Origin of the sequence: Actinomadura rudentiformis (assembly GCF_008923185.1) — a bacterium.
Taxonomy (GTDB): domain Bacteria; phylum Actinomycetota; class Actinomycetes; order Streptosporangiales; family Streptosporangiaceae; genus Spirillospora; species Spirillospora rudentiformis.
The window spans coordinates 385,117-399,073 of the sequence record NZ_WBMT01000005.1; the positions used below are offsets into that span (position 1 = coordinate 385,117).

The 13,957-nt window shown below is 69.7% G+C and carries 12 protein-coding genes; 11 read left to right on the forward strand and 1 reads right to left on the reverse strand.

Features of this window, described 5'->3' with window-relative positions:
• Window positions 1-168: 168 nt before the first annotated feature.
• The 7 genes from F8566_RS13205 (at window position 169) to F8566_RS13235 (ending at window position 8,907) form a co-directional block, all read left to right on the forward strand.
• Entirely contained in the window at window positions 169-1,158 is a 990-nt protein-coding gene (locus tag F8566_RS13205) for an ABC transporter substrate-binding protein (protein WP_151560473.1), read from the forward strand.
• Complete coding sequence (locus F8566_RS13210; RefSeq protein ID WP_151560474.1) at window positions 1,155-2,192, forward strand: FecCD family ABC transporter permease; 1,038 nt, start codon at window positions 1,155-1,157, stop codon at window positions 2,190-2,192. The genes F8566_RS13205 and F8566_RS13210 overlap by 4 nt, the downstream gene beginning before the upstream one ends.
• Window positions 2,179-3,252, forward strand: coding sequence for a FecCD family ABC transporter permease (locus tag F8566_RS13215; RefSeq protein ID WP_151560475.1), 1,074 nt, complete (start codon window positions 2,179-2,181; stop codon window positions 3,250-3,252). The genes F8566_RS13210 and F8566_RS13215 overlap by 14 nt, the downstream gene beginning before the upstream one ends.
• 32 nt (window positions 3,253-3,284) lie before the next feature.
• Window positions 3,285-4,148, forward strand: coding sequence for an ABC transporter ATP-binding protein (locus tag F8566_RS13220; RefSeq protein WP_151560476.1), 864 nt, complete (start codon window positions 3,285-3,287; stop codon window positions 4,146-4,148).
• Between the two features lie 42 nt (window positions 4,149-4,190).
• Window positions 4,191-5,924, forward strand: coding sequence for an ABC transporter ATP-binding protein/permease (locus F8566_RS13225; protein ID WP_151560477.1), 1,734 nt, complete (start codon window positions 4,191-4,193; stop codon window positions 5,922-5,924).
• The gene (locus F8566_RS13230) at window positions 5,921-7,642 is read left to right on the forward strand and encodes an ABC transporter ATP-binding protein (protein WP_151560478.1); all 1,722 of its coding nucleotides are present in this window, start codon (window positions 5,921-5,923) and stop codon (window positions 7,640-7,642) included. Before F8566_RS13225 ends, F8566_RS13230 begins: the two co-directional genes overlap by 4 nt.
• A gap of 569 nt (window positions 7,643-8,211) precedes the next feature.
• Window positions 8,212-8,907, forward strand: coding sequence for an SAM-dependent methyltransferase (locus F8566_RS13235; RefSeq protein WP_225993123.1), 696 nt, complete (start codon window positions 8,212-8,214; stop codon window positions 8,905-8,907).
• Window positions 8,908-9,589: 682 nt separating this feature from the next.
• Here the strand turns inward: F8566_RS13235 and F8566_RS13240 are convergent.
• Complete coding sequence (locus tag F8566_RS13240; protein WP_151560479.1) at window positions 9,590-9,919, reverse strand: hypothetical protein; 330 nt, start codon at window positions 9,917-9,919, stop codon at window positions 9,590-9,592.
• A gap of 1,046 nt (window positions 9,920-10,965) precedes the next feature.
• Between F8566_RS13240 and F8566_RS13245 the strand changes: the two genes are divergently transcribed.
• The 4 genes from F8566_RS13245 to F8566_RS13265 all read left to right on the forward strand — a co-directional run bounded on the left by F8566_RS13245 (window position 10,966) and on the right by F8566_RS13265 (window position 13,772).
• The gene (locus F8566_RS13245) at window positions 10,966-11,568 is read left to right on the forward strand and encodes a hypothetical protein (RefSeq protein WP_151560480.1); all 603 of its coding nucleotides are present in this window, start codon (window positions 10,966-10,968) and stop codon (window positions 11,566-11,568) included.
• Between the two features lie 552 nt (window positions 11,569-12,120).
• On the forward strand, window positions 12,121-12,495 hold the full coding sequence (locus F8566_RS13255) for a DUF6086 family protein (protein WP_225993124.1): 375 nt from the start codon (window positions 12,121-12,123) through the stop codon (window positions 12,493-12,495).
• 138 nt (window positions 12,496-12,633) lie between these two features.
• Window positions 12,634-12,837, forward strand: a complete 204-nt coding sequence (locus F8566_RS13260; RefSeq protein ID WP_151560482.1) for a hypothetical protein — start codon at window positions 12,634-12,636, stop codon at window positions 12,835-12,837.
• Window positions 12,838-13,382: 545 nt separating this feature from the next.
• Window positions 13,383-13,772, forward strand: coding sequence for a nitroreductase family deazaflavin-dependent oxidoreductase (locus tag F8566_RS13265; protein WP_225993125.1), 390 nt, complete (start codon window positions 13,383-13,385; stop codon window positions 13,770-13,772).
• Window positions 13,773-13,957: the final 185 nt, after the last annotated feature.

Genomic DNA, 13,957 nt, shown 5'->3' on the forward strand with positions numbered 1-13,957 from the left:
AGATGATAGCGATAATCGTTTTCATCTGCAGGGTCCGGCCCCGGCGTTCGACGAGTGTACAAAGGCAATGAAAACGATTATCATCCCGAGGCACTGCCTGCGGGAACGCCTGGGTGAGGCGACTTCCACCGGCGTGCGACCGCTCCAGAACGAAAGAGACCCCCGATCATGCGCACTCTGAACCGCCTCCTGCGGCATGCCGTCGTGCTCGCCATCGCCGGCGCCGTGCTGTCCGCTTGTGGCGGAGACTCCGCTGACGAAGGTCCCGGTGCGGGCGCGGGCGCCAAGAGCGGTGCGGCCACGAGCCTGGCTCCCGTCTCACCGGTCGCCGACGCCGACAGCATCACCGACGTGCGGGGTCAGAAGGTCGCGCCCAAGCGCACACCCGAACGCATCGTCTGCCTTGTCGCCCTCTGCGACGACATGCTGACCGAGCTCGGCATGGTGCCGACCGCGACCAACTCCCTGCTCCTGGCCCATCCGCAGTTCCTCGGCAAGGAGAAGGCCAAGCAGGTCGCGGTCATCCCAGGGGGATTCATCAGCCCTGAGGTAGAGGCGATCCTGTCCCACAAGCCCGATCTGGTCATCGGGCTTGAGGACACCCACGGCAAGCTCGCCCCGGCGCTGCGGGGCGCCACCACGTTCTGGGCCGTGCAGCCCACCAAATGGCAGGACAGCGTCGCCTACCTGCGCGACCTGGCCGCGCTGACCCGCCGGGGAGACAAGGCGGTCGCCGCCGAACAGCGACTGCGCGACAAGCTGGCCCGCGCCGAGAAGGCCAAGAGCGGCAAGACCGCGCTGATCGTGTTCGGCAGCGACGAGAACTTCGGTGTGGCCTCGCCGGGCAGGGACGTGGCCGCCGGGATGTTCCCCCAGATCTCCGACTATCCATGGAAGGACCGGGGCATCGAGGGCACCTACAGCCTGGAGGAGATCCTGGCCAAGGACGTCGACGTGCTCTTCGTCGAGACGATCGCGTTCGGGGCACCCGGCAAGAAGCTGTCGGAGAAGATGGCCGGGAGCAACCCCCTGTGGTCGCAGATCCCGGCGGTCAAGAACGGCAAAGTGATCGAGGTCGACCCGGAGGTGTGGGCCAAGGGCCGCGGCACCCGGTCCCTCGGCATCGTCCTGGACGAGGCGACGGCCGCACTGCGATGAGCCGGACGGTCGCTCTGGCGGCGGGGCTGCTGGTCGCGGCGGTGCTCTGCGCGCTCTGCCTCGGCACGCCCAACATCCCGCCGTACCGGCTGGCCGCCCTGGCGCCCGGCGGTCCGGCGGACGGGCTTGAGGCTCTGGTGGTCCGGGAGATCCGGCTGCCGCGGCTGCTGCTGGCCCTGGTCGCTGGCGCCTGCCTCGGTGCGGCCGGCCTCGTCATGCAGGAGGCGTTGCGCAACCCCTTGGCCGTGCCGGAGATGCTCGGCGTCTCCTCGGGCGCGGCCCTGGGCGTCGCCGCTCCGCTGGTCCTCACGCTCGCGCTGCCCGGCTGGGCGTATCCGATGCTCGCCCTGGCGGGGGCCGCGCTGGGCGGGGTGGTGACGCTGGTCGCGGCCGGGTTCGGCCGCAGCCCGTCGGCGGTGCTGCTCACCGGGGCGGCAGTGGCGGCCGCCTTCCAGGCCGCGCTGCTGGTGCTGATGCTCATGGCCGACCAGCTCGATCTCCAGGTGATCTTCCGTTACCTGCTGGGCAGCCTGTCCGGCCGTACCTGGCAGGCCTGGCAGGGCGTCTGGCCGTGGCTGCTGGCGGCCGTGCCGCTGCTGGTGTTGTGCGTCCCGATGCTGGCCGTGCTGCGGCTCGGCGACGAGGACGCCGCCGCCCTCGGGCTCCGGGTGCGGCATGCGCGGCTGGGCGCGCTGGCCGTCGCCGTGCTGCTCATCGCCCCGGTGGTCGCGGTCTGCGGCCCGATCGCCTGGGTCGGTTTCCTCGCCCCGCACCTGGCACGGCGGCTGCGCCCGGAGGCCGACGTGGTGCGCTGGCTGCCCTGGGCGGTGGTGTGGGGGGCGGTGGTCACCGTATGGGCCGACCAGGCTGCCCGGCTGGCGCTCAAGCCGGTGGAGACCCCGGTCGGGGCCTGGACCGCGCTGGTCGGAATACCCCTGGGGGTGGCGCTCCTGCGCGGCCTCCGGACCCCGAGGGTGGCGCTGCGGCGCGGCCTGCGTACCGAGCCGAGAGGGGTGCCCGATGACGCTCACTGAGCGCGCGCCTACCGCGGCTCCTGAGCCGGAACGGTCCACGCCACGTTGGCGACGGCCCGTGCTCGTCCTGGGTGCGCTGCTGCTCGCCGTCCCGCTGGCGGCCATGCTCGACCTCGTCGCGGGACGGGCTCTGTCGATCGGCGAGACGTGGCAGGCACTCACCGGCGGCGCGGCGGACTCGACGGCGCACCACCTGGTCTGGCAGGTCCGGCTGCCCAGGGTGCTGGTGGCGCTCGGCGCCGGAGCCGCGCTCGGCCTCGCGGGTCTGATCCTCCAGGCGGCCCTGCGCAACCCGCTGGCGGCGCCCGAGGTCACCGGCGTCACCCCTGGCGCGGTGCTCGGCGCGGTCGCCGCCACCGGAGCGGGCCTGGCCGACTGGGCGTCACCGGCCGCCGTCATGCTCGCCGCGGTCGGCGGCGGCCTCGGAGGAGCGGGCCTGCTGTGGCTGCTGACCGGCCGCAGACACGCCGACCCGGCCGGGATCGCGGTGCACGGCGTACTCGTTTCGGCGGCCCTCGGTGGGCTGACGGCGGTGACCCTGCTGGCTGCGCCGGGTGAGATCGGCAGCGTCGTGCAGTGGATGGTCGGTACCACCGAGGCACGCACCTGGCAGCACTGGACACTGCTTTGGCCCTGGGCCTTGGGCTGGGGCGTTCTGGCTTGCCTGACCGCCGGTCCCCTCATGTTGCTGCGCTGCGGCGAGGACGTGGCCGAGGCGGCGGGCCTGGCCCCGGCCAGGGCACGCGGGTTGGCGCTGCTGTGCGCGGTGGCCCTGACTGCGGGAGCGGTGGCCTCGGTGGGGGCCCTCGGATTCATCGGACTCGTCGTGCCGCATGCCGCGCTGGCCCTGTTCGGGGCCGACCTGCGCGTCGCGCTGCCCGGGGCGGCGCTCGCCGGCGCCGTCGCGGTGTGCGGAGCCGACGCCGCAGCCCAGCTGATGTCGCGGGCGGTCAATGCCTGGGGAGCCGAGCAGCTCAGCGTCCCGGTCGGCGCCGTCACCACCTTCGTGGGCGCCGGCGTGCTCCTGGTGGTCGCCCGCCGGCATGCCGTCGAACCGTGATCCGTCCTTTCCGAACGAGGAGTGCACCGACCGTGTCAGAGCTGATCGGCGATCCCGAGTCCGCGACCACCGATTCGGCCGCGGACGCTCCCACCCCCGGGCCTGCGGCCGCACTGGACGTGGACCGGGTGAGCTTCGGCTATCCCGGCCGGCGGGTGCTCGACCGGGTGAGCCTTCGGGTCCGGCCCGGCGAGTTCGTCGCCCTGGTGGGCCTGAACGGCTGCGGCAAGAGCACCCTGCTCCGCCTTGCCGCTGGCGTGCTACGTCCGGAGTCGGGACGGGTGTCGGTGGACGGTGCCGACATGGCCCGGACCTCACGCCGCGAGGCGGCCCGCAAGGTCGCTTTGCTCCATCAGGCAGCCCCCGCCGTGCCGGGGCTGACCGTACGCCAGCTCGTCCGGCAGGGCCGCTACGCAGCGCGAGGTCCGCTGGGCATGCTCCGCGTCGGCGATGACGAGGTGACCGTCCGGGCGATGCGGGACGTCGGCGTCGACGCTTGGGCGGACCGGCCGGTGGACGCGCTGTCGGGCGGCGAACGGCAGCGCGTGCGCCTCGCCCTGGCACTGGCCCAGGACACACCCGTCCTGCTGCTCGACGAGCCGACCACCTACCTGGATCTGCGGCACCAGCTGGAAGTGCTGCAACTGGTGGGACGGCTCCGCGACGAGCGGCGGCTCACGGTCCTGATGGTCCTGCACGATCTCGACCTGGCCGCTCGCTTCGCCGAACGTCTGGTGGCATTGCGGGACGGGCACGTGGCCGCGGAGGGCCCGCCGGACAGTGTGGTGACGCCCGGACTGCTTCGGGAGGTGTTCGGCATCGAGGGACGGGTCGGCCGCGATCCCGAGCGCGGCTGGCCGGTCTGCTATCCCGATCGGCCCCTCCGCCTCCCTTGAACACCCTTTCCCCATCCCTCCTTATCCCGGGAGCGACCGCCGATGATGCTTCACCCCGAGCTGTTGCGTGCGGCCCGTACCGCTCCGGCTCCTCTGGTGCGCGCCACCGGCCTGCTGATCGCGGTCACCTGCGCCCATGCCGCCCAGGCAGTGCTGCTCGCCATGGCCCTCGCCGCCCTGGTCCGTGGCCGTACCGACCGGCTGCCGGTGCTGCTCGGTGCGGTCGCCGCGGTGCTGCTCCTGCGCACGCTCCTCACCTGGCGGCAGCGAATCACCGCCGCCGACGCCGGAGCACGGATCCGGTCGGAGCTGCGCGACGAACTGCTCGTCCAGCTCAGCCGTCTCGGGCCGGCGCACCTCGGGACCGCCAGGGCCGGGGCGCTGCGCGCCACCGTGGTCGACGGTGTCGAGGGCGTCAACACCTACCTGTCGCGCTACCTGCCGCAGTTCGCCGCGGTGTGCCTGGTCACACCCGCGCTGCTGGTGGCGATCGCCGTCATCCACGCGCAAGCGGCCGCCGTCCTCACCGTGGCGGTCGTGCTGGCGCTCCTTGTCCCGCGGTTGTGGGACCGCGCGCTGGCGGAGCGCGGCAGAGAGCACTGGGACAGCTACGAAGACCTGGCCGCCGACTACCTGGAAGCGTTGCAGCAGATGCCCACCCTGCGCGCGACCGGAGCCGTCCTGCGCAAGCGCGCGTCCCTCGAAGAACGGTCACAGCACCTGCACAGGGCCACTGTCGCCAAGCTGCGTGTCTCGCTGGTCGACACCGGCCTCACCGACCTGGCCATCCAGGCCGGCACCCTCCTCGCCGTCCTGCTGGCCTGCCTGTCGGCCGCCACCGGCCGGGCCACGGGCGCCGAGTCCTACCTGCTGCTGATGCTCGCCTCCGAGTGCTTCCGGCCACTGCGCGACCTGTCCAGGGAATGGCACGCCGGATACGTGGGCGTCTCCGCCGCCGACGGAATTGCGGCGCTGCGCACCGCCCGGCCCCTCGTGCCGGACACCGGGACGCTCACACATCCAGTGTCGGAGCCGCCCGCCGTCTCGTTCGTCAACGTCCGTTTCAGCTATCCGGGCGCCGACCGTCCCGCCCTCGACGGCATCGACTTCCACTGTCCCGCGGGCCGCACCACCGCGCTGGTCGGACCGTCCGGAGCGGGCAAGTCCACACTCCTGGCACTCCTGCAACGCCACCACGACCCTGACGGCGGAGCGATCTTGCTGGACGGCGTCGACCTCCGCGAACTGTCGCTGACCGCGCTGCGCCGTTCCGTCGCCGTGGTCTCCCAGGACGTCCATCTCTTCGCCGCATCCATCGCCGACAACCTGCGGCTGGCCGATCCCGACGCCGACGACGGGCGGCTCTTCGCCGCTTGCCGCGACGCCGGGATCCACCACGAGATCGCCGCGTTCCCCGACGGGTACGCGACCGTACTGGGAGAACGCGGCGCCACCTTGTCGGGCGGCCAGCGCCAGCGCCTGGCCCTGGCCCGCGCGCTGCTCAGCGACGCCCCGCTCCTGCTGCTCGACGAGGCCACCAGCGCGGTGGACGAACGGCGAGAACACGAGATCACCGAAATGCTGCTCCGGGCCGCGGGGGACCGGACCTGTCTGATCGTCGCCCATCGGCTGGCCGCCGTCCGGCACGCCGACCAGATCGTGGTCCTGGACCACGGCCGCGTCGACGCGGTCGGTGACCACCACACCCTGGTCGGCACGGGCGGCACCTACACGGCGCTGGCCACCGCCGACCTGAGCCACGGAGAGACCGGATGAGCGGCCGCTCGCACGCCCTGCGCGGACTCCTTCCCGCCCTGCGGCCGCACCGCCGGATGGTCCTGCGCACGATGGTCGCGTGCCTGACCGACCAGGTCGCGCTCATCGTCCTGGTCACCTGGTCGGCACACAGCGTCGGACGAGCCGTCATCGACGGAGCCGCACCCGGCCTCCCCACCGTCTGCGCCCTCGCCGGGCTGGTCCTCCTCCGTGCCGTCGCGACCTGGCGGCAGATGGACCTGTCGCACGACCTGGCGTATCGGGTGCTCGCAGAGCTGCGGGTGCGCATCTACGACGGCCTCTCCCGCAGCGCCCCCGCCCGCATCGCCGGGCGGCGCAGCGGGGACCTGGCGGCGACCGCGATGAACGACATCGAGAAGCTGGAGTTCTTCTACGCCCACGCCACCGCCCAACTGGTGGCCTCCGGCGTGGTCGTCGGCTCCGGGACGATCGCGCTCGGCGTGCTCGACCCCTGGCTGGCCCTCGCCGTCCTGCCCACGGCCGTCGCTCTGATGGCGCATCCGTTCCTGGGAGACCGCGGCCGAACCGCCCGCGGGGAAGAGGTCCGTACAGCCACGGCCCGCCTGTCGGCCGACGCTGTCGAGACCGTCGACGGCATGCGCGAACTCCTTGCCCGCGACGCCTTCGACCGGCACCGCCGGCGACTTGTCGACGCCGGCCACCGGCTCGCCCTGGCCCAGCGCGCGGAGGCCCGTCACGACGGCGCCTTCACCGCCGTCCAAGATGTCCTGGTGGCGCTGGCCCTGATCGCCGTGGTCACCGCCGTCACAGGCAAGGACACCTGGGCTCCGGCCGCACTGGCGCTGGCGGTCTCGATTCTTGCCCCGGTGGCCGCCTCCGCGGACGCCCTGCGCCAAGCCGGCAGCCTGCGTGCCGCCGCCGCACGGGTGAAGGCCGCGACCACCGCCCCGCCGACCGCGCCGCCCCCTCGGCGACCGCGGCCGCTTCCTGACGGACCGCTCGGTGTCCACCTACGCAACGTCCATTTCTCCTACGGCGACACCCCCGTGCTGCGCGGCCTGGACCTCACCGTCCCCCCGGGCAGCACCATTGCACTGGCCGGAGCCTCCGGCGCAGGCAAGACGACACTGGCCCACCTCATGGCCCGCTTCTGGGATCCCACCGAAGGCACGGTGGAACTCACCAACGTCCACGAAGCCGTCGACCTGAGGGATCTGACAGACGACGACCTGCGCTCTGCCGTCGCCCTCGTCGGCCAGGACGCCGCCCTGTTCCACGGAACGCTCCGCGACAACCTGCGCATGGCCGCTCCCCAGGCCACCGCCGAACGCCTCGACCACATCATCGAACAGTGCGGCGTGGACCGGATCGCCGCCACCCTTCCCAACGGTCTGGAAAGCATCGTCGGAGAACGCGGCGCAACCCTCTCCGGCGGCCAACGAGCCCGCGTCGCCCTCGCCCGAGCCCTCTTGACCGACCCCAGAGTGCTGATCCTCGACGAAGCCACCGCCCACATCGACACGGTCGGCGACGCCGAACTCGCCCGCCGCCTTGGTGCACGCGACACCACCACGATCGTCATCGCCCACCGTCCAGCCACCATCCGCCGCGCTGACCAGATCGCCGTCATCGAAAGCGGCCGGATCGTCGAAGAAGGCACCTGGGCCACCCTCACCGCAGCCCCCAGCGCACTGACCCGCCTGCTGACCCGAACCTCAAGCGAAAGCCGAAGCTGAACGACACCCTCACAAGAGCCGACACCCGGCGCAGCGTCGAGGAGTCTCTGGCTCACAGGCATCTCTTCGCCTTCATGGCTCAGGCGGTTTTGGGGATCCAGATGGCTGGAGGCCGGTTGGTCAACCGATCCAGCGCGCCGCTGCGCCGAGCTGGCGGCACAGCTGCGGCTGATCGGGGCGCCGCCCCGCCGTACCCGGGCACGACGGTGCCACCCCGACTGCGCGCACTCGGCATCACCGGAGATGGAGGTGCTCGACTTGGTCGCCCAAGGGCTGGGCAACGCGCAGATCACAGCACGCCTGCATCTGTCCGTATGAGCCGTGAAAACGCACGTCAGCCGACTCCTGACCAAAACCGGAACGGCCAATCGAACCCAGTTGCGTGCGTTCGCGCCCAGCCAACATCAGTAGCCCGCACGGATGTGCCCGACCGAGCAGTCCGGCGACTATGGGGGCATGACCACACAACCCTCGTCACAGGCGCAGCGGTTTCCGCGAACGTCGCGCTATCACCAGGACTGGATTCGCTCCAGCGTCAGCGGCGGAGCCAACTCACTGTGGCTGACCGAATGGCTGACCGAGGCGATGCACCTGCGGCCCGGAATGCGGTCCTGGATCTCGGGTGCGGCCGCGGGGCGTCGTCGATCTTCCTGCACCAGGAGTTCGATGTGCAGGTGTGGGCCACCGACCTGTGGTTCAGCGCCGACGAACGCCTAACACGCATCCGCGACACCGGTACCGAAAACGCCGTCTTCCCGATCCACGCCGACGCCCGGGCGCTGCCGTTCGCCGCCGGCTTCTTCGACGCCATCCTCAGCATCGACTCGTTCGTCTACTACGGCACCGATGACCTTTATCTGAACTATCTCGCCCGCTTCGTCAAACCCGGGGGCCAGATCGGGATCGCCGGTGCCGGGCTCGTCCAGGAGATCGACGGTCCTGTCCCAGACCATCTCAAGGCGTGGTGGGAGCCGAGCATGGCCTGCCTGCACTCGGCCGGCTGGTGGCGACAACACTGGGAACGCAGCACCATCGCCCACGTCGAGGTGGCCGACACCATGACCGACGGCTGGAAACACTGGCTGGAATGGCAGCACACCGTCGCCCCCGGCAACCGGGCAGAGATCGACGCCCTCGCCACCGACCAGGGACGCCACCTCGGCTACGTTCGCGCAGTTGCTCGCCGTCGACCCGAGGTCACCCTCGATGAGCCCATCACATCGATTCCGGTGACGTACACCAAGCACCCCTTGCATCACAGTTGAAGCATTCGGAATGCGCGAGGTCGAATCGTCTTCGCCGAGTGCAAGGCTGCATCGGAGGAGCCACGAGTACCCCTTTCCCTGATCGCCCTCCGGCCACGGTTCCAACCTGCCCAGGTCCCGCCTCGGCGACCGTGCGCCGACCTGCCGCAGACACTGACTGGAGCCCGGATCTTGTCGGCCTCGACGACCGGCCGTCAGACGCGGTCGGGCCGACTCACCTGGTGGTGAGGCCCACCGACGCGATCACGATCACCGCCTCTGGCCGGGCGCGGGACGGCCCGCGTCGCAGAGCACGTCGTCGACGATCCGGTGGTCATCGCCTGCAGCGTCTGGTGGTCCTCGACGCGCTTGCCCGCCGCGACGCTGATGGACAGGGCCACGCTGCGCGTGCCTGAGATCCGGCTGACGAGCTTTGGGCTCGAAGGCCACGATGTGGCTGTTGGCGCACCTTGGTCGGAAGACCTCTTCCGCACATCCCCAGGTCCCAGCAGTTCAGATCGTCCTTGAGCGCGAGCTACACCCAGCTGCGTTCCGCCCTGGACGCGGCACTCTGGGATCGCGTTACCGAGCCGGACAACCATGCCGAGCAGTTAGGCGGCACACTCAAGGCCCGCGATGTTGTACGCGCGGCAGCTCAAGTCGCCGCCGGAGCAGAGGTCAGGGCTCAGGTCGAGGGAGCAGCTCAGGCAGGGAGCAGGCAGGTGTCGACGACCCAGCCGGTGATGCCTCTGGAAGTGATCTTGGAGTAGTGGTTGTCGCGCGCGCCGCAGGCGGTGTAGGTAGTGCCCGCCTTGAAGTCGAAGCTGCAGGAGACGGCACCCTTGAGCATCAGCCCCAAGGTGGTGCTGTTGGTCGGCGAAACGCGGATCTTCAGATTCTCCTTCGCCTTGACCTTGGAGATCGGGCAGGACGCCGCCGACTGGACCTGGGCGGCAGAGGCCGGACCTGCGAGTCCCACTCCTGCGAGAGCAAAGGCGGCCAGCGCTGCGGAGGTACTGAGAACTCTTTTCACGATGGATCCTTCCGTTCCCCAGAAGGACCCCACCAGTGCTGCCCGGCCCTCCGCGTCGGACACTAGCAGTTGATGATCATTTGAGTGAAGAGTCGGGAAGGTGCGGCTTTTCTGTAAGGACCCAGTTGAGCTGGGCAGGTTGCTCACTGAGAACGAGCCGCACGCTTCGCGGATGGCCCAACTACACCAACACCACAGGCGACCCCAGGGCACCATCTCCGCGTCATCCTCATTGAGACAGGACAGTGGCTGTCCCTCGCCAGTGAATCCGCGGCATTGCCATCGAAGGCCAGGCATCCGTAGGCATTTGTCAGCGAACTTGAGGCATTGATCGGCTGGTGTCGCTCCGGTCGAGTGACTTCATCACCGAACTGTTGGGGAGTCATTGATGCCTGGGCACCGTTTGATCGCGGTGTGCGTCAGGATCGAGGACGCCGGGATCGCACGGTGCGGTTCCGGTTCCAGATTGCCGAGGTCGACATGCCGCTCCAGGAGGGTGATGAGGTCCGGGAGATCCTTGCCATGCTCTGTTCCCCGGCACCGGCGATCGAGCGATCATGGCGGGCGTGCTCAGCGGGCAGCCGCCGGGTGATCTGCGGATGCTACTGCCGGGCCGGCGGTCGAAGTCGGGCGGCCGGTGCCGGGCGACCACAATGATTGCACCGCGTTCCGCGACTCGGGTGCCGACCGAGCCTGCCATGGCGTCAACGTGATGGCCGAGGGCGGCTATCAAGGAAATGCGCAGGTCATCATGCCCTACCGGTGCCCCCGGCGACGGTGGCGAGCTGCCCGCCTCGCAGATCGAGCTCAACACTGGTCACAAGCGGGTCCGCGCCCGTGTCGAGCATGCCTTCGCGCACATGAAATGGTGGAACATCCTGCGCGGACTGCCGTCGCAAACGCGACGCGTCTACCACGCCACCGGCGGGCATCGGCCTCATGCGGAACCTGGCCAATGGCCGGCTGACCCTGCCTCCAAGACTCCTGCCGCGCACGGCCGCCTCCTCCTACCGTTCTTGCCAAGCCCTGCGTGCCTGGAGCGTCCATTGACCGTCATCGCGAGGTTTCTCGACCGCCACCTGGCCGCGGATGCCAAGTACGGCGGACGGATGGACCTGAATGAGTGTCCGCCGCTGCCTCCGGCGCTCGATCGGCATCTGCGTTCCTGCGCCCGGCATTCGGCCGCCCAGCCTCACGCTAACCAGGAGATCCGGGCCCGCTGCACCCAACGCCCGGTGTTTATTGGGCTGCTGGCGTACGTGTACGCCGGGATGCCCGGCTACCGGCCCTTGTGGCAGCCGATCTTCACCCAGAGTGGTGCCCCCTCTGATCCGGTCGCCGACCTGCTGCTGGAGCGGTGGCGCGGCGAGGAACGCCTGGCTCGCGAGGCCATCGAGGAAGCGGGCCCGGACTTCGACTGGCGGGAAGTGGACCGCCAAGACGGCCAGGGCCTGGTCATCGACGGGTTCGGTCGCCCTCTCTGGGAGGCCGCCGTCTATCCCGAGGACGGTTACACGATCTCCCGCTACGGGCCAGGCCGTGTCCTCCGCGAGCTGGCGGCACGGCGCGAGATGCTGGCGAGCCTCGATCTGTCTGCCGAGGCTGACCAGACCATCCTCGGCCTCCTCGCCGAGCCATATGCAGGATAGTGACCAGAAGGCGCGTGACCGATCGGGCTCGGGACGGTGGTGACACAGGCGTCGAGGAGTTCGCTTTGTGCCATTGAGGGAATCCCATCCTGCCTTGCTGGTCGCAGGCTGGTTGCGGACCAGATGGCGCGCTCGTTCTGGACCGTGTGCTGGTTCGGCCTATTCTTGCTGGTCACAGCGACCGCACCCGGTCCGATGGACCCGGGCGAGCTGGACGGTCCTGCGACGCTGCCTGGCCCACTGCCAGACCCAGCACACCGACGACCCTCACCTCATGGTCACCCGAGGCACCAAGGCCGGGAAGGCTCCGGCTTGATCGCGCATGTCAGCCACGTCCTGGACCTGTGCGGCATCTCGGCCTCGCGTGCTGCGCTCCATCCGCATGGTCGACACCATGGACCCCGAACCCGTCGCTGCAGCCTTCGGGATGAACCCCGAAGGCGTCACGATCTAAATCGCCGACCGCATCGACGAAGGTCGTCTGCCAGAAAGAGACCACCGGCCAGTCGACCTCAACTCGCGATTGAGGCAGGCAACAGAGACTGAGGATGGATGAGTCAGTACTTCCAAGTCAGCGGTCGTGTTCTATGGAACCCCTCGATGGGTGTTTCCCACCTATTCGTGCGCGCCGCAGAATCCTTCGCCCTGCACGTTGATCTCCCGTCCGGCCTCGGGCCCATGCAAGCGGACGAGTGTGAGATCAACATGGAGACGTTCACGCTGTTCATCGACGCCCTGATTCGCGAGTACGCCCGTTCGAACCACGTGATTCTCCGATCGCTCATGGAGGGCTTTCTCGCCACCGGAATGGCCCTGGTGGAACGCGGTGGCGGCGAGCCGCCGACGGTGAGGTCGTCCAGCGAGGACCCGAGCATCAAAGCCTTGCAAGAGCTCAGCCGCCGCCACGAGAGCGCGATGGCCTGGTGACCGCACTCGAATCTGTGCAGTTCCGGCACCGCCTCACACGCGTTCGCGGGAACATGTGCGCTATGCCGAAGCTGTCGTTGGAGGCGATGGCGTCAACGGCCAGCTCGTCCTCCCCGTTGGGACCAGATCTGTAGCGCAGTGCTGGTGCTGCGCGGTGAGTTGGACATGGCCACCGTGCCGGTGCTGCACCCGCACCTCGACGACACGCTGCACGCCGCAGCGCAGCAGGCCGCACCGCCCAGGATCGCGCTGAATCCATTGTTGTGTGACTCCTCCGGGCTGAACCTGCCGATCCGCGCCTGGAAACAGATCACCGCCAAGGGCGCGGACGGCTCCTGCTGATCCAACCCCGCCACCCCCTGCGCCAGACCCTGACCTGCACCGGCCTGGGCCCCTACCTCACCATCGCCGCCACCGTGCCAGCCTGACAGCTCACACCGCCCCCGCTACGGGAAACTCCTGCAGGCGGTACCCACCGGCCGCCCGCACCGCTCCTGCGGGGACGCCTGCAGGCAGTGTGCCCTACCGCTTCGGGCGCGCCGCCCAAGCGGACCGGGCAGTGGTTTTCGCACATGTTGACGTTCTGGCTCCCCGCGCCCTCATGTTGATTGGGAAGGTGGTTGCTGTCGTCCGTGGCGAATCAGGTGACCAGACCGGTCAGGAATCGAGAAGCGCTGGCTACCGATCCGCACCTAGCGTGATTGCCCGTGGACATCACCGTCCACGCGAGCTCCCGCTGGATCATGGTGGGCCTGGCCGGCCATCGGTGTCGCGGGACGGATGGGACCGACTGGAGGTAGCCGATGACACAGCACCAGCAGGCCGGCAGTCGCGGAGGGCGCAAGTCCGGGACGCCGGGGGCGTTTTCACGGTGGATGCAGCACCGGATGAACGCCCGTGTGAACCGCAAGATCCGTCGTGGTCGCGGCACGTTCATGGGCATGGACGTACTGATCCTGAACACGGTGGGGCGCCGAAGCGGGCAGCCGCGGGAAACGCCTGTGGCGTGGTTCGCCGACGGCCAGGACGCCCGGCTGATCGTCGGATCGGGCGGTGAGAGCCGGCACCCGGACTGGTACGTCAATTTGATGGCGAATCCTGATCGGGCGTCGATTGAGTTGCCCGGCCGTGCCGCCGTGCCTGTAACGGTGCACCGGCTTGAGGGCGCCGACCGTGAGCAGGCGTGGCAGCGCATCGCCGCCGCCCAGCCTCGCATCGCGAAGTACCAGAGCAAAACCGACCGGGAATACCCGGTGGTCCGACTCACCCTGCGGTGAATGCCCCCGGCTGGCTGGGCCTTCGTCGTCGCCGCGCACACGCCGGAAGATCTCGTGCGGCCCATCGAACCCGATGTCGGCAAAGGCGATCTTCCTGGCGAGCTTGGGCGCTGCCTCGGCGCCGCGGGTGGCGAGGGACCGACGATCCGGAAGGGAAGCACGCTCCCGACCAACTGACCGGCCGG